Consider the following 18,750-nt stretch of genomic DNA (forward strand, 5'->3'; position numbering starts at 1 on the left):
CGCTTCACAATCACGAATACTATCATGAGCATGATGGCAAATATAGACAGCCATCCTCATGATAGTTCTTTTTTTATTCTCTGTGTTACGGGTGCGAAACTTTTTTTGACTTATTACGTCTAATGGGGTACGAGAAAGCGAGGTGCATCGTCATTGAGGGATGAAATGTTGGTCGGACTGGCTTTGCAAGGGGATGATGATGCCTTGCGCCAACTGCATGACCCCTCCATTTCGGTCAAAGCGTCCACGACAACGGCTGGGGCCTGTTCACCTCTTTCCTTCAATACAAGTTAGCAGAACAGGGGAAGAAACTAATCAAAATCGACAAATGGTTCCCCTCATCCAAAACGTGTTCATGTTGTGGTCGAGTGAACGTGTCTCTATCGCTTTCCGAACGTCTATTTCGTTGTGCATGCGGTTTTGTGGCAGACAGAGATATCAACGCCGCCATCAATATCAAAAAGGAAGGTCTGAAAAAGTTAGGGACTGCCTGACTGGATCTCGAACCGTGGGGCACACGGGGATGGCTCGGTCAACTTCCCATCATGAGATGGGATTACCCGAGAAGCCCCCACCTCTAAGCGTTAGCATAGGTGGTGGGAGTATGTCACGGAAAGAAGTTTTCAGTCTGTGTTATAGCCGGCATTGAACAGGCCCGGAAAAAGGCCAGCAGAAAACGTATGGTCCGCAAGATACGTGGCGCCTTTGCTTATGCCGCTGTGACCGCTGCTGTTGTTTTCCTGGTGTTTCAATTCCTTATCCAATCTGATGATCAGGGTCAATTTCTCCATCAAGCTGATCAGGGGTTGGAGCGGACAGAACAACCTGTTCAACATGAGGAAACAGAGGAGCCTGGCGCTATGAATCACCATGATTCTCATAAGGAGGGATAGGTGTGAAGGAAATTTGTTTGGTCAAGGTATTTCACAATGAATCCATCCCTGGAAATCTAACGGGGGTGGTGAATTGTGACTTGCCTCCCAATCCCCGGGATTGTCAGTCAATCGCCAGCCGGTTGGGATTGCCCGACACGTGTTTTGTTTGGAAAGGGTTTTCGGGAAATTTACTACACCGAACATTTTCACCCTATGAGGAGCTCACTTTCTGCACCCAGACACTTCTGGCCAGTGCTGCGGCACTGGAGGTAACAAATGATTCGGATGTTTTTCGTTTTGAGACGGCAGTTGGTTCCGTGACGGTGCTCCGGGATGGAAAATATTACTGGGTCAAATCTGTTGTGGAAAAGGTCCGTCCGTTGGAGGATCTTTCTGTGCTTCCCCTGTTGGGACTGGATGAACAAATGTTGAATGGGGAACTGGGTATCACCGGTGTCGGTAGACAAAGACTTTATATTCCTCTTCGTTCCCAGGAAGTCTTGTACAGTATTACTCTTTCTTCAGGAACAATCATGCATGTGTGCCAAATGTACGGATTGCATGGTATTTGTTTTTTCACCGTGGTTGATTCTGGGCATGTGGCTCTCCGCGTCTTCACTACTTCGTTAAAAGGGGGCGAAGATGCCGCAACTGGAGGAGCAGCCATCGGATTGATCGGTTATAATCGGTTTCAGCATCTTGGCTTGGCGGAAGTGGTTCGAGTGGATCAAGGACATATTGAATCGGAAAAGAGAGGCTGTATGTTTATAAGGCATGATTCCTCAACAAATCAAGTATTGTTGGGTAGTTTCGTCGACGTTTTGTTGCGAGGAAACCTTGTCGGAACGGAGAGGGGGGTGGGTTATGGAAGTTAAAGTCAACCTCGAAGAGATCCGCGATTTTTCTATTCAAATAGGCTCCGATCTTATAGGGCGGGCTGTTCTTTCCATCTATTTGGTTCAGTTTGGCGGGCTCCCTTTTACCACGTATATCCCGGAAAACTGGCAGGCTGAGTATGTGCAGCAAAACGGCCGCTTTGGCATGCATGTGGCTGCGGCAGGGAATGGAGACTTCCGGTACGGTGAAATGGAGATCATCTTTTTTCCCCAGCAAACATCCCGGCAAGAGGCGGAGAAACATATTTTGGAGGACGTGATTCAAGACCGTCCTTATGAAACCTTACCCCGTGATGGAGAACAAGGGGATGTACCCGCGTGGGCCCTGCAGTCATATGTGTATATCGATCCCCAACAATCCAGGACAGGTCAGATTCATCTCGGCGAGCATAATGATCGTTTGTTTTATTTCCATAGTGAGTTTATGGATGAAGCAGGGGATGGTTGGGGGCCACGGCAAGAAATAATCTTGGAGCATTGGATCTGGCAAGATACGGGCGAGCCCTTGCAAAGCAAATAATAGCTGCCAAAAGGAGGCAACAGCCATGTGTGGATTTGTAGGACTGATGCGCAATCAGCATGGGGCAGATAGCAGTGAGGCGGATTTGCGCAGCATGGTGGATGTGATCAGGCACCGCGGGCCCGATGATGAAGGGTATTATAGCGATGAGACCGTCATGCTGGGTTTCAGACGGCTCAGCATTATCGATGTTGAACAGGGACACCAGCCCTTGAGCGATGCCGACGGGTGGTATTGGATTGTGTTTAACGGAGAAATTTACAACTATATTGAATTGAGGGAGCGTTTACAGGCCAGGGGCCACCACTTTCAGACCTCATCCGATACAGAAGTGATTCTGGCTTTGTTTAAGGAAAAGAAAGAGAAGGCGGTTCATGACCTGAGGGGCATGTTTGCCTTTGTCATCTATGACAGACAGACTCAAACCCTGTTTGGAGCCAGAGACCCCTTTGGCATCAAACCGTTTTATTACTTGGAAACCGGGGAGTTCTTTTATGTTGCTTCGGATGCGAAAAGCTTGTTGGCATCCGTACAAGAAGCGGCATTAAATCAAGAGGCCTTGCAAGACTATCTGACCTATCAGTATGTGCCGGAACCGATGAGCATGGTATCCAATATAAGGAAGTTACAGCCAGGGCACTTCTTTTGGAAAAAAACAGGGCAGCCGCTTGTTGTTCATGAATACTGGAAGCCGATTTTTTCTCCTGTTAAAAAATCTCAAGATCAGCTGGCCCATGATATAAGAAAGGTGTTGCAGGACTCTGTCGCGGTGCATATGCGCAGTGATGTGCCGGTTGGCGCCTTTTTATCCGGGGGTATTGATTCAACCTGTATTGCCGCTTTGGCCAAGGAGATTAATCCCCACTTAAAAACCTTTACCGTCGGCTTTGACCAGCCTGGATTCAGTGAAGTGGATGTTGCCGCCCAAACGGCAGAAGCATTGGAGATTGAACATCACACTTATGTGATCAGCCCGGAGGAAGTTGTGCAGGAATTGCCCAGGATTATCTGGCACATGGATGATCCTGTTGCTGACCCGGCTGCCATTCCCCTTTATTTTGTTGCCCGGGAAGCCAGCAAACAGGTTAAAGTGGTTTTGTCCGGGGAGGGGGCTGATGAACTGTTCGGGGGTTATGGGATCTACCGTGAACCTCTCTCCTTAAGGTATATATCCACTCTCCCGGCTGCTATAAGGCGGATCCTTAAACACATTGCTTTGTCCTTGCCTGATCAAATCAAAGGAAAAAATTATATTCTCAGAGGCTGTACACCCCTGGAAGAGCGTTATATCGGCAATGCCAAACTTTTTGAGGAAGCGGAAAAAAGGGAGTTGCTGAAACGTTACCGTCCAGAGTATGCATATTCCCGCTTGACCAACCCCCTGTATCAGCAGGTCGCTGGTTACGATCCTGTGACTCAAATGCAGTATATTGATTTACACACCTGGTTAAGGGGGGACATTCTGGCCAAGGCGGACAGGATGTCCATGGCCCATTCCTTAGAATTAAGGGTTCCCTTTTTAGACAAGCGGGTGTTTGAGGTTGCTGCCAAGTTGCACACTGAGTTGAAAGTGACCAGACAAACGACAAAACATCTGCTGCGGGAAGCGATGAAGGGGATTGTACCTGAGCATATTTTGCACCGTCCCAAATTGGGCTTTCCGGTTCCTCTTAGACACTGGCTTAAGGAAGAGTTGTTTGAATGGGCATGGTCGCTTATCCTAACATTCGCCACTTGGTAGGACATGTTGGGTGAGCTTGCCGTGTGGCCTGCCTTTAGTATAAGCCGACAGAGCAAGTATGATTCCATATTCCAAAAATCGGTGCACTAAGTGTGCCAATTAGGGTCATACTATGGACAAAACCTAACTGGCACGAAAGAGGTGCGTCTGATGTTAACCGAAGAGCAGAAACGCGAACTGCATGCCGCCTTAATGACCCGATACCGGGAGCTTGAGGACCAGCTGGCTCACAATGATCATTTTGGTCAGGAACGGGCATTAGTCAAAGACTCTGTGGGAGAGCTCTCCAATTATGACAATCATCCCGGTGATCTGGGTACTGAAGAATATGAGCGGGCTAAAGATATAGCTTTAAATGAACATGCAGAGCAGGAGTTATCTGATGTCAAACGGGCCTTGGCAGCATTTGCTGAAGGCACTTATGGCATTTGTGAAATATGTGGAGAGGAGATTCCCTTTGAACGCTTACAAGCCGTGCCAACCACCACCCGGTGCCGGAACCATGCAGCGGATCGTTTCGTCTCCAGAAAACGGCCGGCTGAGGAAGATATTTTAGAACCGCCGTTTGGCCGTTTTGAATATGATGACCAGGATGTGGTCGTTTTCGATGCGGAGGATGCCTGGCAAAGCGCAGCGGCCCATGGATCATCTGATACTCCCTCGGACTTTTATGATCCAGCCAAAGAGTATGAAGAGATGTTTGCTGAAGCTGATGAACGGGTAGGTGCCGTAGAGGATGTGGAGGAGTTTCTGATAACCGACATGGAAGGAAACTATATTGGCGTTAACGAGGAACATGAGGTGTATGAAACATACCTGGATGAACACGGCGTTACCTCTGTAGTAGAAGATAGTGGTCTTATTGATGTAGTGAATGAGGATGAGCCGGAACAGGATCAGGATCCAGATTATCGACGGAAAAAAAGCTGAAATTGCAAAAACACTGCAAGATCGATCAAAAGGGATATGTGACAACACACAGCAAGCATGGGGTAACAACAAAGATTCGGGGGAGCACGATGCTCCCCCTTGTTACATTAAACGCTATTGTTGGTCAAGCGCTTTCTCCAGTTCAAACAAATAGTAGCATAAAGCAACCAACCCTTGATCAAAATTTTCCAGATGGAAGTGTTCGTTAGGCGCATGGAAGTTCTCGTTAGGCAGGCCAAAGCCCATTAACACAGCAGGTAAGTTTAACAAACTGTGAAAAGTTTCTACAATCGGGATCGACCCGCCCATCCGGGTAAAGGCAGGGGACACACCATAGGCTTGTTCCAATGCCCGGCCGGCTGCTTGAATGGCGGGATGGTCAAAGGGAGTCAAAAAGGGCTTTCCTTTGTCGAACAGTTGAGTTGTCACCGTAACACCTGGCGGGGTATGGCGTTCAATGTGTTGCTGAATCAAACGGGCAATCTCATCGGGGTCCTGGTCAGGGACCAAACGGCAGGTGATCTTGGCGTGGGCCTCGCTGGGCAGCACCGTTTTGATGCCCTCTCCTTGAAACCCTCCGTAAATGCCGTTTATTTCTAACGTGGGCCTGGCCCAGGTTCGCTCCAGGAATGAGTATCCTGCTTCACCAAACAACTGGGGAACATCCAGCTCTTTGCGCACTTGTTCTTCGTCAAACTGTAAGGCGCGGTAGGCTTCTTTTTCCTCTTCTGTCAAGGGACGCACCTTGTCGTAAAAACCTTGCACGGTAATTTGCCCTTGTGCATTGCGCATGGAATCCAAAATGGAAACCAGGGCATGAATCGGGTTTTGCACCCCGCCGCCAAACAGTCCCGAATGCAAATCCCCTTTGGGACCCCGCACATCAATCTGCAGGCCACACAACCCCCTCAAGCCATAGCAAACGGTGGGTTTTCCCCTCTCCAGCATGGGCGTATCGGAGACGACCAGCACGTCGGCTGCCAGCAGATCCTGATGTTCAGCCACAAAGACATCCAGGTTGGGACTGCCGATCTCCTCTTCACCTTCCAGACAAAACTTAATATTAACCGGCAAGCGGCCCTCGGTATGTAAAAGCGTCTCTACCGCTTTAATATGCATGAAAACTTGCCCTTTGTCATCGCTGGCCCCGCGGGCATAAATTTTGTTATCTCTGATGTCCGGTTCAAAGGGAGGTGTCTCCCATAAATCAAGAGGATCAACCGGCTGCACATCATAATGGCCATAGATCAAGACTGTTGGTTTCCCTTCGGCGTGGAGCCAGTCGGCGTAAACTACGGGATGGCCCTGTGTGGGCAGCACTTGTACATTTTCCAAACCTGCTTGTTTCAAGGCTTGAGCCAGCCATTCAGCTGCTTGCTGCACGTCTTGTTTATGTTCGGACAAAGCGCTGATACTGGGAATCCGTAAAAAGGCTTTCAATTCTTCCAAATGCTGGTCCCTTTTGCCTTGCAAGACCTTTTTCAGTTGCTTGTTCACGTTAGTTCCCTCCTATGTACTGGGTTCTCTTTCCATTGTAACCAAAACAAACGGCTCAAAGCCAGGTCCAGTCAGTACTCCTCTCTATCTCATTGGCATATATCACCTTGGCAACAATTACTAAGCCTTTTGTACCGGTGAATCTAGTAAGATAGTAGTTGCAAGTCTTAATTCTGAGACTATACCAGAGACGGAGGGGTACAATGATCAACGTCAGGAGACCAACATTCTTCTGGAGTTTTGTTGTATTGCTGGCAGTCTCCCTTATTGTTAATGTACCAACAGGTGAGGCACAGTCTGTCGGTGATGCGATGGCCCGCGAGGCCAAAACATTAATAGGAACACCCTATCAGTTTGGGGGGACAAATCCCAGTCAAGGGTTTGATGCTTCAGGCTTGATTTATTACCTGCACCAGCAGCAAGGGATAACCATCCCCCGCACCGTTAGGGATCAGGCTCGTGGCGGCCAGACCATTAGTGTCTCCAACTTGCAGCCCGGGGATGTGCTTATATTCAAAGATTCCCGCGGCAATCCTTCAATCAGTGCGCTATACATGGGAAATAGGCAAGCCATCGCCTCTCTGCCTTCAACAAATGGCGTACGTCTCCATTCTGTTAATACCAACTGGGCCCGGGAGCATTTCCTGGTTGCTAAACGCTATATCAACAATCCGGCTGTTCAAGACCAATCCCCATCCAGGGAAGTGCCTGCTGCACACGATAAAGCGTCCAATCTAGCCGATAACATCATTAGAACCGCCGAAAAATATTTGGGAACGCCCTATCGGTATGGGGCCAAACCAGGATCAGGCTACTTTGACTGCTCCCTGTTTACTCAAACCGTTTTTGCTGAAAACGGTATCCAACTTCCCCGTTCTTCACGACAACAGTCCCAGGTAGGCACTTATGTACGCTGGGGAGAATGGGAGAAAGGGGACCTGTTATTCTTCTGGACCCGGTCAACTGGTGAAGGGAATGTTGGCCATGTGGCCATTTATGCCGGTGATGGCAAGATCATTCATACCTGGGGCAGTCCTGGTGTCACTTATGACCGCATTACAGACCGCACCTGGCGGGAAACCTATATGGGTGCCAAGCGTGTCATTCGTTAAGCTCAGGATTTGCATTGATTTCATCAGATTTTGGTCATTTCATTAGGCGCTGGCAAATTTTGATGACACTGTCAAAGGTATCACAGCGCTGAACCTCATCCAGCGTCATCCATCTTGCTTCTTTTACCTCCCTGGGGTGGATATCCAGCTGTGCTTCCTCCTCAACCTCCATCAGATAGATGAAATCCACGTGCATGTGGGCTTCTTCGGTGGGGGTTGAGGGAATATACTCGTGTAAGATCAAGTAGGGAGCGGGCAGCTGTGATTCCACCTCTTCCTCTATCTCAAACTGCTCTCCAGACAGAATCAAGCTTGCCTTCACTCCCGTTTCCTCCCACACTTCTCGTAACGCGCCTTCATGGGGGAGTTCATTAGGTTCCAAATGACCTCCGGGAGGCAGCCATTTTTTAAGCTTATTGTGATAGACGAGTAAAACTTTGTCCTTTTGCCGGTTAAAGACAACGCCTGTAGCTACAAAATCATTTCGCATCTGATCACTCCGTCCCCTAAGCAAAAATTGCGTTAATTTCTGTTTCTCTTATTCTATCAAAAAATGTGATCAACTGTAAGAAAGTGCTTCAGCTGTACGGAAGGACATCTTCTTTTGTCCAATCTCCTCCCCCAACCCACAGTGTGAGTTTGCCGGTTGGACCGTTAAACAGGTGAAAGGCCACCATGTCATTGGCCAGGCAAACCTTTAAACTGGGGATATTATCCAGGGCTACCCGTCCGTATAATTTACCCAGGGAATGGATCGCGTATTGAACCATTTGTTTGGCAATGTCCTTATCGCGGTAGTGCTGATGAACGGCTATATACGATTCATCAATCCCATAATTGGATACAATTAATAAACCAATCAATTTTTTTTCTTTGAGTGCACATAAAACAAGCGTTCCTGCAGAGGAAAGCTGGGTAGCGTCCGCTTGTTCCAGCCAGTTGATCCCAGTACGCGTAATCCGCCGGTCTCCATGCCGTTTAAGAAAGGTGATTAAGGCACGGCGGTATTTCTCCACTTGCGCACTAGTTAGCTTGTGCAGTTTCATTAGTACTAACCCCATTACGGTATGTTTTAAAGGTAAGGTATTGGGCATATTCGATCAAATTCTCCAGAGATTTACGCCGGATATGCGGTTCATCAAATTTCATGGGTTTGGCATTGGCTTCAAACAGCCACAACTGGCCTTGGCTGTCAACACCAATATCCAGAGACATCTCACCAAGATGATGATAATGTTGTTCCAACTCTGTGGCCACCAGTAAAGCCAAATGTTTAACTTCAGTTTTGATCTTTTCCGTCTGTTCCCGGGTAAACACCTGGGGCAGGACTTGGGCGGGATCTTCAATGCGCCCCCCTTGAGGCACATGAGTGGTAATGCGCTTCCGTCCAGCCACCCGGATGCCGATGCCGGTAATTTCCCATGTTCCGTATTTATTTTTTTGAATGAGTGTGCGCAGATCAAACGGGCAGCCATCTATTTGGGCCAGATCAACGGCTTGCTGGATAATGTACGGGGAGGGAAATTTTAGTTTTTGAAATCCTTTCCACAGCCGTTCAATCGAAGGAGTGGACACCCTTTTGGTTTTCAGCCCCTGGTGGAAGAGCAGTGTGTAGCGTCCCTTGTCTTGATCATAGCCCGCTTTAAAAATGCCTTTTCCTGCTTTGGCACTTGTAGGCTTCAAATAGACCTCCTGGTGTTGTGCAATCATCTCAGACAAGAGGTTGCTGTCCTCTAAAAGCTCTGTCCGGGGGAGATAACGGGCGGTTTCAGCTCCTTTCTTGAGCAGCCTGAACAGCTCATTTTTATCAAAGAAGCAAGGATTAAACAGGCTGACCCGGGGATGTTTGCTCAGTAATTCCAGGCAGATCTGAACCTCGCTTTTAGATTCAAACGAGCGCAGGGGAATGCGGTTGTAAACGACATTAGGCAAAGGAAATTGACACGAAAACCATTTTTTAAGCTGTGGATGATACAGCTGGCCCCGAACTTCTTCTGTGAGCCAATTCACACTCTCCGGAGTAAAAACAAAGACAATCCCTCCTTTGTACTGCCCTGTTCTCATCAGTTCAATAAAATTGGGTTTTGAACCGGTAAACGAACCGTCATTTCCCTGAACCGTCAAGATGCCCACCACAGGACCGAGGAGGGGTTTTCCCTTTTTGAGCCGAATGTAAGCATTCATGGTGAGGGGCTTACAGGGAAGAAGGGGGGACTTGCGGGCAATGCTTAGCTTTAAAGGCAGCCGGTTTGCCCCCCAATAAATGTGACGGTTTACAGTTTGCCCCCGCTTAGGTTTCGCCAGTAAATACCATTCTTGATCGGCAGGGGAATAGGCGATGGTGACTTTTTTCATCATGGCCCTGTTTTCACATCCTCTGCAGTAAACTGCGCCAAATAAAGGGCGTATTCCAAAATTTTGCGGCGGGTCAGGACTTCACTTTCCTTCAGGCTGGCATGGGTGAACACATGCCGCCCTGGCTTGGAGTTGGCCTCGAACATCCAGGGATGTCCGTTTTGGTCAATCCCGATATCGAAACCAAGTTCACCAATATTTCCATCCACCTCTTGGTCGATGGCCCTGGACAGGGTCAGGGCAGCTTCCTTGAGCTCTGTCAGCACCTGGTGTTGCTGAGAGAGGGGAAAGCACTTCTGTATGGCCTCACGGGGTGAGAGTACCTTTCCCCCCGTGCGCATATGGGTGGTTACACTTCCTCTGCCAGCCAGTTTGGCTGCAATGGCCGTCACTTCCCACTCCCCTTGTCTGTTCTTGTTGGTATGCACCCGGAAATCGATTTGACGGCCGGCTAAAGTCATTAACGGGATGCCTTGCTGCACGATGTAAGTTTTGGATGACTTGTGGCGCATAAAGTGGTTGATCGCTTTGGTAAGCGTGTGGAAACGGAAAAGTTTATTTTCATTCCCCCGCCTGTAGCGCAGGAAATAGCCTTTGCCTGGGGAGTGGTAAAGCTGGGCAATGCCCAGTCCCAAACTGCCTGAAGCAGGTTTTAGATAGACCATATGATAGATGTCCAGCATCCTGGCGATTTGGCTGATATCTGGGTTGAAAATCGTTTCGGGGATGTAGTGCTGCACTTCTTCGAGATGATGAATTTTTTCGTGGATCGTCCACTTGTTAAAAAAAGCGGGATTAAAAATATGCACCCCTTCTTTTTCGAGGGCCGTTTTGGCCCAAGAGACAGCAGCCGATCTTTCCTGCACACGGTTGGGCACACGGTTATAGACCACATGGGGAAAGGGGACTCTGTAGCGCCGGAAGCCGAGTTTGCCCTTTTTGGTTTTGATCAGAAAATAACCGTTGATTTCTTTATGCAAATAAGAGATGTCTTGGGGAGAGAAGACAAAATAGGAGGCTGGTACATCTTGGCTGGCCGTTAAAAAGCGGCGCATAAAGTTGGTGCGCCCGCCGATGGGGGAATCGTCATAATGGGTAACACCGGTGGTCAAGATGCCGACCAATGGTCCAATGGACAACTGGTTGGCTTGAAGATGGAAATGCAGCTTTCCTGGAAAAGGAATTTTAAGTCTGTTCCACAGATTGGCGGAGACAAAAACGAAAGAGCGGTGCGGCGATCTTTTAATGCGGGCTTTTACTTTTTGTTGCCCGTAAGAGAGTGATATTTCCCTTGTGTCTTGTATAAGGGAAAACAGTTCCGGACATAAGAAGACAGTATTCCGAGAAGAGGTGTGTTTTTGGATGTGGCCGATGATCAGTTTTGCCATTATGTTAGACTCCCTTCAAAGCATGAAAAACATAGTTTGCATATTTTGCCGGTGCGTAAATGGCGTTTGATAACGCTTGATAGTCTCGGCTAAGCTGGAAAGAACGCCGGCCAGGTTTGGAGTTCACTTCCAGTAACCACACCTCACCCGTACGGTCAATTCCCACATCTAGGCCGAGCTCAAATAAAGGACCATGTTTCTTTTCCAAATGGTGAGGCAGACGTCCGACTAACAGGTTTAACTGGTCAAAAATACTTTCTATTTGCTCGGGCCGGTAATACTTGTTGAGAAACCTGTTGGCCTCTACTGCCGTTCCCCCACCGTGTAAATTTGATGTCAGCTTTCCTTTTGGTCCCGTGCGAATCACGTTTCCTGTCACTGTCCACTGTCCTGTGCCATTTTTTTGGAGTAAAATGCGCATATCAAACGGGATGGCATCAGGAGTGGTCAGCTCCAGATAAGGCTGGATGATATATTGGCGCTGTCTCACATATTTTTTTAGCCATGTTTCACAGGCTGAAAAGGAGGAAAAGTCGATTTGCAGCAAGTGGTTATGCCATGTCCGCCCCTGAACATCGATGCGCTTGCCTGCTAATGTGACTTTGAGCACGCCTTTGCCGTGCGTGCCGGATGAGGGTTTAAAAAACAGGGCTTTGTGTTCGATCAGTTTTTTTCGCCACTGGGTGCCTGGGCGAAAAAGCAAAGTTTCCGGCAAAAAGGAGGACAGGATCCCATCGTCTTTCAGCATGTGGTACACTTTCCATTTGCCAGGCAGTCCCTTGCCCAGTAACAGGACGCCATATTCTTGTTGCAAACGTTTAATCACTGGGGCAACTTTGCGTATGTGTTGGCGGCTGTGGTAAAAAATGCGGTCATAAATCAGTGAAGGAAGGGGGTAAGTTCCTTGAACCCACTTGGCTTTGCTTTCATTGTAACGGTAGCCTGAGATGCTGCCCTTGGTCCAATTAATTGAATGGGGGGAGAAGACCGTCACTTGTAAGCCTAATGTGTTGGCATGCTGAGTCAGGTGTTGGAAAAACTTCTTTTCAGGAAAAGGGGGATCCGAAGCTAAGCAAAATTCAACCAATATGCCAAGATGGGGGTGATCAACCATATGCCCACCTCATTTGTTATACATGATCAGATAAAGGCAATAGTCCAGCAAACGGTGTACGGAAGGACGCCCTTTTGTCTCTTGGTTATTGCTTAGCAAAGTGTGATCAGTTTTGGACGGTTTGGAATTCACCTCCAGAATGTAGATGCGGCCGCTGTGGGTCAGAGCCAAGTCAACTCCCAGTTCCCCAAAGTGATCATCCAGACTTTGATCAATCACCTGGCAAACGCGTTTGGCAATGGTGATCATGCTGCGGCGTATCTGTTTAATTTCGGGAATCTGGCATTTCTGCAAGGTCTCCACGAGTTTAGCGACTTCTCCGCCTCTGGAGATATTGGAGACGAAGCGGTTTTCAGCTCCGATTCGTGCGACCATGGACGTGACAGACCATTTCCCTTGCCTGTTTTTTTGCATCAAGGCTCTGAAATCGACAGGGCGCCCCTTGAGCTGAAGAATAGGAATACCTTCCTGGATAATATAATTGTTTTTGTTAATCCGTTTGCTCAGGTAAACAACAAGCGCTTTGAAACGGGGGAAAGATTTGACGATTTCTCCGTTCAGGGTGCTGTAGACTGAAGTGAATCCTTCCCCTAGCCGGTTGAGTTTATAGATACCACGGCCCAGGGAACCATGAATAGGCTTGAGAAAAACCGTCGGATATTTTGATAACATCATGGCTAATGATGCTTTGCCATCGAAACGATGGGTTTCCGGCAAAAATGGCTTAAGTTCGTCTGCCATGGATAAGTGGTGATGGACTAACCATTTATTTAAAAATGTTTGATTAAAAAGATAAATATTCCGCTCTTGCAGTGTTTGTTTTAAGCGCTGGTATACACTGCTGTGTTCGATTTTTCGTGATGGAATGCGATTGTAGACCACATTTGGGACAGGAAAGTGTGCCTGGTGCCATTTGCCATTGTGGTACGTCCAACCTGCAATGGGAGGAGAAAGTGAAACTAATGCTGGCAGCGTAACCACATAAGCAGTCATGTGGCGTTCGGCTGCACAATAGATCACTTCTTGAAGGAAAAGATTCAGCTCGCCAAACGGCGGATTCGTATCGACTGTTGAACTGACCAATACCGCCAGCACAGGAGGAGGGTGAAGGCCTTGAGAGGAAGACTGTCCGGCGACGGGGAGGACATGTTGGGTCCTGTGAATTGACAGACGGCTTAAATGTCTGAAGCTGCTGTTTTGGCCCAGTGGTCCACTTGCAGCTTGAAGGCCTTTAAGACCAGATTTCAAATTCCGCATAGGGGTCATAGCCATTCTTCCTCTCATCGCCTGCTGGATAGTATAGATTATGTTTAGGAATGAGACGAGGTGAAAGGTTGGGAAAGGTTGGGCTGTCGCATGAAAAGAGAACCCCTGGCTGCTATGAGGTGTGCGTCATAGAGCCAGGGGTTCTAGTGATTATTCTCCGTATAACACATATTGGGCTATATTCTTAGAGTGGTCACCAATGCGTTCAAGGTTGCTGAGGACATCCAAAAAGACCGCTCCGGCATTTCCACTGCACAAGTTGTGATTTAAGCGGGCGATATGATTTTTGCGGAAGCGTCTTTCCATCTGGTCCAGTTCCCGTTCGTTTTCCAGCACTGTTTTGGCAGCCTGGTGATCATCCCGTTCTAGTGCTTGCAAGGCATGGGAGATGGTCTCATCGGTCAGCTTGATCATCTGCTCCATTTCTTGCAGCGCTTCTGTGGAAAACGCTATTTTGTTGGTAATGGTGTATTCGGCCAGTTCCACAATGTTTTCGGCGTGGTCCCCAATGCGCTCCAGGTCGTTGATCGTTTGCATCATGACCGATGCTTTGGCCGATTCTTTAGGATTAAGGGCACTTTGTTGAATTTTAACCATGTACTCTGTGATTTTACGGTCCAGTTCATTGATCAGCTCTTCTTTTTGGATGGCCATGTTACGGGCCCTTTCATCTTTATTAAAGAAATAGTTGACGGCATCCACAAGGGTTTCCCGGGCAAAGTTGCCCATGCGCAAAATTTCATGTTGAGCTTGTCCCAAGGCGACGGAAGGTGTGGCTAATAAGCGTGCGTCCAGATATTTGGGACGGAACTCCAGCTCCTCCATCTTACCCGGAATCATTTTGCTAACCAATAAGGCCAGGTAGGACACAAAAGGTAAGAAAATAAGGGTATTGGTCACATTAAACAAGGCGTGGGCATAGGCTATTTGCATCCGAATGTTGACATCTGATCCGAGCCACAAGACCACGTTGTAGACAAGTGGCAGGGCAGTGACAAAGATAATGGTTCCAATAACATTAAAGGTGACGTGGACCAGTGCCGCACGTTTAGCTGCGACACTTGCGCCAATGGCAGCCAGGACGGCTGTAATGGTCGTGCCGATGTTGTCACCAAATAGAACGGGAAGAGCTGCCCGCAGCTCAATCATGCCCTCATCGGCAATGGTTTGCAAAACCCCAATCGTCGCGCTGGAGCTTTGCACAATCATGGTGAACACTGTACCAACCAGCACGCCAAGCACTGGATTATGGGAAAGTTCAACGGTTAAATCGACAAAAAGAGGAAGTTCCCTGAGCGGTTTTAACCCCTCACCCATGGTGGACAGGCCCAAAAAAAGCATGCCAAATCCAAAAATAACTTGTCCCATGTACTGATAAGTTTTTTTACGCAGAAAAAAGAGGAAGAAAGCACCGACGGCTATGATGGGCAAGGCATACTTCTCAATTTTAATCCCAATAATAAAGGCGGTCATCGTGGTGCCAATATTGGCTCCCATGATAACACCGATCGCCTGTTTTAAAGTCATCAAACCGGCATTGACCAGGCCAATGGCCATTACTGTTGTCCCCGTGGAGGTTTGCAGTAGGATGGTGACCACAATGCCGGTTAAGACGCCCATTAAGGGGTTGGAAGTATATTTGGCCAGTAAGCCCCGCAGTTTGTCGCCTGCTGTTTTTTGCAGACCGTCAGACATAAACTTGATGCCAAACAGGAAGATCCCTAATCCGCCGATAAAATAAAAAATGATTTCTTGCCAGTTCATACATTAATGGCCCCCTCAAAGATGACTTAAATGATTAATATCCCTTTACTGCCTGAAAAATAGAACCACTTACAGTGTAATTAATTTTATAACCGAGGGTAGCATACAGATTTAGTATTAAGAAACTGTTAAGGAATTGTTAAGAGAATGTTAAGATTTTGCAAACGGTTTCAAATCTGCTTTCCATATTGTACTCAATTTTTTGTTAAGACATGTTAAAATATAAAAAGTGTGAGTCAGGAAAAGCAGTACAAAGCAAAGAGAAAGGATCAACCATGAAAACGATTTACCGTTTGTTGACTCAACTTTCATCCCGCAGATCCATATCTTATTTGGCTGGCCGGCTGGCTAAATCACGATGGAGCAAGCGCTGGATCCCCCACTTTATTAAGGTATACCGTATCAATGTGGAAGAAGCGGAAAAACGGCCGGAGGAATATCCCCACTTAAATGCTTTTTTCACGCGGCGCTTGAAAGAGGGCGTGCGCCCCATTCATCCTGATCCGGACACGGTGGTCAGCCCCGTGGATGCCTTGGTAACTGGGATTGGGGAGATAAGGGAAGGCACTATCCTTAACGTAAAGGGCCAGCGCTATACCTTGGCTGAGATGCTGCAGGATGCTGAGCGGGAAAAATCGTACCGTAACGGCCATTATCTAGTCCTTTACCTGAGTCCGACCGATTATCACCGCATCCATGCTCCCATTAGCGGTGAAATTATTCATACTTGTTCCATTAAAGGGAAAGTATACCCAGTTAACCGTTTTGGCATGCGACATATGAAACGGGTGTTAAGCCGAAACCAGCGGTTGATTACCTACTTGCAAAATGAGTACACAGAAGTAGCCATTGTCAAAGTGGGAGCTATGAATGTGGCTAGTATCCAATGGAGCGACCGCTTGCAGTCCAAACGGGTAGAAAAAGGTGATGAACTGGCCTATTTTGAATTTGGTTCGACGGTGGTGTTGCTCATAAAGGAGGAATCGTTCCAGTTTATACATGGACTGGCAGAAGGTGACCGGGTCAAAATGGGTGAGCCGGTTGGCCGCATGGTTAAGTATCGAGCCAGGCAGTAATAGAATCTGGTTAATAAAGCAAAGATGCCCCTGAAATATGGGGCACTTTCTTTTTCTGTTATATATCTGCCATGTTGTTTCATTCATTTTCTAAGGTAATCTCAATTTCTACCTGAATCCGTGACATATGGGCGGGATTGGTTTATATGTTTGCCACATGATGACTTATAGACATTAAAATGATCACAAAATATTTGATTATCATTTAGGCAAAAGCCTGATAGAGCCGTTTAAACGGCGTTAACCAAGCCCGTGATCCAATATACAGATATTGCCGACATCTGGAGTGACAGCATTACTATTCCAGCCATTCTGGTTCTTGTGCTGCCTATTGCCCAAGGGGGACAGGCGCAATGCTTTATTTCTGGGGCCCGTATTAATGGCGGCCGCCCTGTCAATTGTGGGAGCCGTGAGACGGGAGGCTGAGTGGTTTTATGCCAATTTGGAAGCCAATGGCATTTTGCTGATCCTGTCGCTGATTTTCTTTGTGGTCGGCTATGGAGCTCTGTTTATTCCCCATGGGAAAGACCCGTCACGGCTGGGCCGCCCCCGGCTGGCAGTAATCAGTACGGCCGTGCAATATTTATTGGCCAGCGCCGCATACGGAATGGCCCACTTACCTTATCTTGTTTATCCACTTGTCACTCTGGAGTCGGGCTTTACCCATCCCAATACCTTCCGCGCCCTGTTTCTGTCTTTTATCATCGGCTTTCTGATCTTAACGCCTGGTTTTGTGTACTTTTGGAAAATGTTTTTAAAAGACACAGGTTATTTAAAGCAGGAATAAAAGATGCCGATAAAAACAGTAGAAATAAAAACCGCTATAAGGGGGCGTTGGTATGGATTTCCGAGTAGAGGAAATACATAAACGAAACGTATTGCTGGTAAAAATTCTATGGATAGCGTTGATTTTCAGCTTAGTCGTGGTGTTGATGACAGAATCGGCTGCCTTTACGACTTTGCTTGTTGGCGGGGTAATGAGCGGGGTTTTGCTTCATATGCTGACGTGGAAGCGAATAGGCACCGTCTATATACCTTATCTGTTTGTGATTGTCTTGACCTTGTTAAATGTAGCGTTGTTTATGTCTGTTCTAAATTTGCGGATGTTTCTGATTATTTATTTTATCCTTGCTTTGGTGTCTCTGTATCATGACTACCGCCCGCTTCTGTTTATGGGGGTGGCAGGAGATTGAACGTGTATTGGATAAGGTGAGGCAGTCTGTTTCTATTTTGTCCCAGGAAACGGCCCGGTTGAATACCAGTGCTCATCAGACGGGTCAAATTTCACAGGAAGTGACCACAGCTTTCCAAGAAATTGCCCAGGGAGTGGAATCACAGGCAGCGAGTGTGGCGGATATCAGCGACTCGATGCAGAATGTTCATCAGAATGTAGAGTCTGTGTGTCAGTCAACTGAAGAGATGCGGAATCTGTCTGCTCATACAACGGACACTACCCGGCAAGGAAAAGAGCGGATGCATCATTTGTCTAAAGATGTCAGCCATTTATTGCACGTGATGAATCAAACGGTGGAATCTATGGAACATCTTCGCGATAAAAATAGCAAGATCAGTGAGATATTAACTAAGATTACCGAAATCGCTGAACAAACCAATCTTCTAGCCCTTAATGCAGCCATTGAAGCGGCCCGTGCCGGTGAACATGGCCGCGGGTTTGCGGTGGTAGCAGATGAGGTGCGCAAGTTAGCCGAACTCTCTCAGCAATCTACAACTGAAATAGAGATCATTCTGCAGGATGTCAAGCAGCAAACTGAACAAGTCGCAGAGCATGTTCATCAAAGGCAATCAGCGGTTAAAAACAGTCAGCATGTAGCCCAATCGGTGGAAGAACTGTTCTCTTCCATTGGTACCAATGCAGCCGACGTAATGGCACAAGCAAGAGAAGTAGAAGCAAGAGTGGAACAATTACGGAAAGCTTCAGAGCAAGTGATGAACGAAATGGCCAATGTGTCCAGCATCACTCAGGAGACGAGCGCTTCGATTGAAGAAGTTCTGGTCAGCATTGAAACACAGAACGACCGTATTAAAGAGATTGCTGACAGTATCAAGGAGTTGGAGGGTTTAACCCAGCGTTTGAACGAACTCGCTCATCAAACTGGTTAAATGATTGGCTCCTGCTTAGCAAGTAAAAGACATATACATGATAAACAGTTAAAATAACAATAGGGACTCACGAGGATATGACACAAAGGAGCTAT

The 18,750-nt window shown here is 47.5% G+C and carries 19 protein-coding genes and 1 pseudogene; 12 read left to right on the forward strand and 8 right to left on the reverse strand.

Going from position 1 to position 18,750, the window contains the following annotated elements; translation table 11 throughout:
• Positions 1-153 precede the first annotated feature (153 nt).
• From IEW48_RS16970 to IEW48_RS04160, 7 genes and pseudogenes are all read left to right on the forward strand, one after another.
• Entirely contained in the window at positions 154-294 is a 141-nt protein-coding gene (locus tag IEW48_RS16970; protein WP_229703939.1) for a hypothetical protein, read from the forward strand.
• A pseudogene (locus tag IEW48_RS04135) lies at positions 225-494 on the forward strand (RNA-guided endonuclease InsQ/TnpB family protein); the annotation flags it as partial. The gene IEW48_RS16970 and the pseudogene IEW48_RS04135, both read left to right, overlap by 70 nt.
• 186 nt (positions 495-680) lie before the next feature.
• The gene (locus IEW48_RS04140) at positions 681-893 is read left to right on the forward strand and encodes a hypothetical protein (protein ID WP_188622700.1); all 213 of its coding nucleotides are present in this window, start codon (positions 681-683) and stop codon (positions 891-893) included.
• Positions 894-895: 2 nt separating this feature from the next.
• Positions 896-1,750, forward strand: coding sequence for a PhzF family phenazine biosynthesis protein (locus tag IEW48_RS04145; protein ID WP_188622701.1), 855 nt, complete (start codon positions 896-898; stop codon positions 1,748-1,750).
• Positions 1,740-2,291 carry a hypothetical protein gene (locus IEW48_RS04150; RefSeq protein ID WP_188622702.1) on the forward strand — a complete coding sequence of 184 codons (552 nt, stop codon included), beginning with the start codon at positions 1,740-1,742 and terminating at the stop codon, positions 2,289-2,291. The genes IEW48_RS04145 and IEW48_RS04150 overlap by 11 nt, the downstream gene beginning before the upstream one ends.
• 25 nt (positions 2,292-2,316) lie before the next feature.
• The gene (gene asnB, locus IEW48_RS04155; protein WP_229703940.1) at positions 2,317-4,032 is read left to right on the forward strand and encodes an asparagine synthase (glutamine-hydrolyzing); all 1,716 of its coding nucleotides are present in this window, start codon (positions 2,317-2,319) and stop codon (positions 4,030-4,032) included.
• Between the two features lie 150 nt (positions 4,033-4,182).
• A complete protein-coding gene (locus IEW48_RS04160; RefSeq protein ID WP_188622703.1) occupies positions 4,183-4,962 on the forward strand; it encodes a TraR/DksA C4-type zinc finger protein in 780 nt (259 codons plus the stop codon).
• Between the two features lie 114 nt (positions 4,963-5,076).
• On the opposite strand, the gene IEW48_RS04165 is transcribed toward IEW48_RS04160, so the two are convergent.
• Complete coding sequence (locus IEW48_RS04165; RefSeq protein ID WP_188622704.1) at positions 5,077-6,459, reverse strand: dipeptidase; 1,383 nt, start codon at positions 6,457-6,459, stop codon at positions 5,077-5,079.
• Between the two features lie 203 nt (positions 6,460-6,662).
• On the opposite strand from IEW48_RS04165, the gene IEW48_RS04170 reads away from it, so the two are divergent.
• Positions 6,663-7,571 carry a C40 family peptidase gene (locus IEW48_RS04170; protein WP_188622705.1) on the forward strand — a complete coding sequence of 303 codons (909 nt, stop codon included), beginning with the start codon at positions 6,663-6,665 and terminating at the stop codon, positions 7,569-7,571.
• Between the two features lie 34 nt (positions 7,572-7,605).
• On the opposite strand, the gene IEW48_RS04175 is transcribed toward IEW48_RS04170, so the two are convergent.
• The 7 genes from IEW48_RS04175 to IEW48_RS04205 all read right to left on the reverse strand — a co-directional run bounded on the left by IEW48_RS04175 (position 7,606) and on the right by IEW48_RS04205 (position 15,458).
• Complete coding sequence (locus IEW48_RS04175) at positions 7,606-8,061, reverse strand: NUDIX hydrolase (protein ID WP_007505110.1); 456 nt, start codon at positions 8,059-8,061, stop codon at positions 7,606-7,608.
• Positions 8,062-8,149: 88 nt separating this feature from the next.
• Positions 8,150-8,617, reverse strand: a complete 468-nt coding sequence (locus tag IEW48_RS04180) for a GNAT family N-acetyltransferase (RefSeq protein ID WP_188622706.1) — start codon at positions 8,615-8,617, stop codon at positions 8,150-8,152.
• Positions 8,595-9,929, reverse strand: a complete 1,335-nt coding sequence (locus IEW48_RS04185) for a YheC/YheD family endospore coat-associated protein (RefSeq protein WP_188622707.1) — start codon at positions 9,927-9,929, stop codon at positions 8,595-8,597. The genes IEW48_RS04180 and IEW48_RS04185 overlap by 23 nt, the downstream gene beginning before the upstream one ends.
• A complete protein-coding gene (locus IEW48_RS04190; protein ID WP_188622708.1) occupies positions 9,926-11,314 on the reverse strand; it encodes a YheC/YheD family endospore coat-associated protein in 1,389 nt (462 codons plus the stop codon). Before IEW48_RS04190 ends, IEW48_RS04185 begins: the two co-directional genes overlap by 4 nt.
• Before the next feature lie 4 nt (positions 11,315-11,318).
• Positions 11,319-12,428, reverse strand: coding sequence for a YheC/YheD family endospore coat-associated protein (locus IEW48_RS04195; RefSeq protein WP_188622709.1), 1,110 nt, complete (start codon positions 12,426-12,428; stop codon positions 11,319-11,321).
• A 9-nt stretch (positions 12,429-12,437) separates the two neighbouring features.
• Positions 12,438-13,694, reverse strand: coding sequence for a YheC/YheD family endospore coat-associated protein (locus IEW48_RS04200; protein ID WP_188622710.1), 1,257 nt, complete (start codon positions 13,692-13,694; stop codon positions 12,438-12,440).
• Between the two features lie 150 nt (positions 13,695-13,844).
• Entirely contained in the window at positions 13,845-15,458 is a 1,614-nt protein-coding gene (locus IEW48_RS04205; RefSeq protein ID WP_188622711.1) for a Na/Pi cotransporter family protein, read from the reverse strand.
• A gap of 275 nt (positions 15,459-15,733) precedes the next feature.
• Here IEW48_RS04205 and asd point away from each other — a divergent pair, with 275 nt between their 5' ends.
• From asd to IEW48_RS04225, 4 genes are all read left to right on the forward strand, one after another.
• Entirely contained in the window at positions 15,734-16,534 is an 801-nt protein-coding gene (asd, locus tag IEW48_RS04210) for an archaetidylserine decarboxylase (RefSeq protein WP_007505101.1), read from the forward strand.
• Between the two features lie 286 nt (positions 16,535-16,820).
• On the forward strand, positions 16,821-17,321 hold the full coding sequence (locus IEW48_RS04215) for a cytochrome d ubiquinol oxidase subunit II (protein WP_371874814.1): 501 nt from the start codon (positions 16,821-16,823) through the stop codon (positions 17,319-17,321).
• Between the two features lie 52 nt (positions 17,322-17,373).
• On the forward strand, positions 17,374-17,727 hold the full coding sequence (locus IEW48_RS04220; protein ID WP_188622713.1) for a hypothetical protein: 354 nt from the start codon (positions 17,374-17,376) through the stop codon (positions 17,725-17,727).
• Complete coding sequence (locus tag IEW48_RS04225; RefSeq protein ID WP_188622714.1) at positions 17,684-18,655, forward strand: methyl-accepting chemotaxis protein; 972 nt, start codon at positions 17,684-17,686, stop codon at positions 18,653-18,655. The genes IEW48_RS04220 and IEW48_RS04225 overlap by 44 nt, the downstream gene beginning before the upstream one ends.
• The last annotated feature ends 95 nt before the right edge of the window (positions 18,656-18,750 follow it).

The organism is Caldalkalibacillus thermarum (assembly GCF_014644735.1).
GTDB classification, from domain to species: domain Bacteria; phylum Bacillota; class Bacilli; order Caldalkalibacillales; family Caldalkalibacillaceae; genus Caldalkalibacillus; species Caldalkalibacillus thermarum.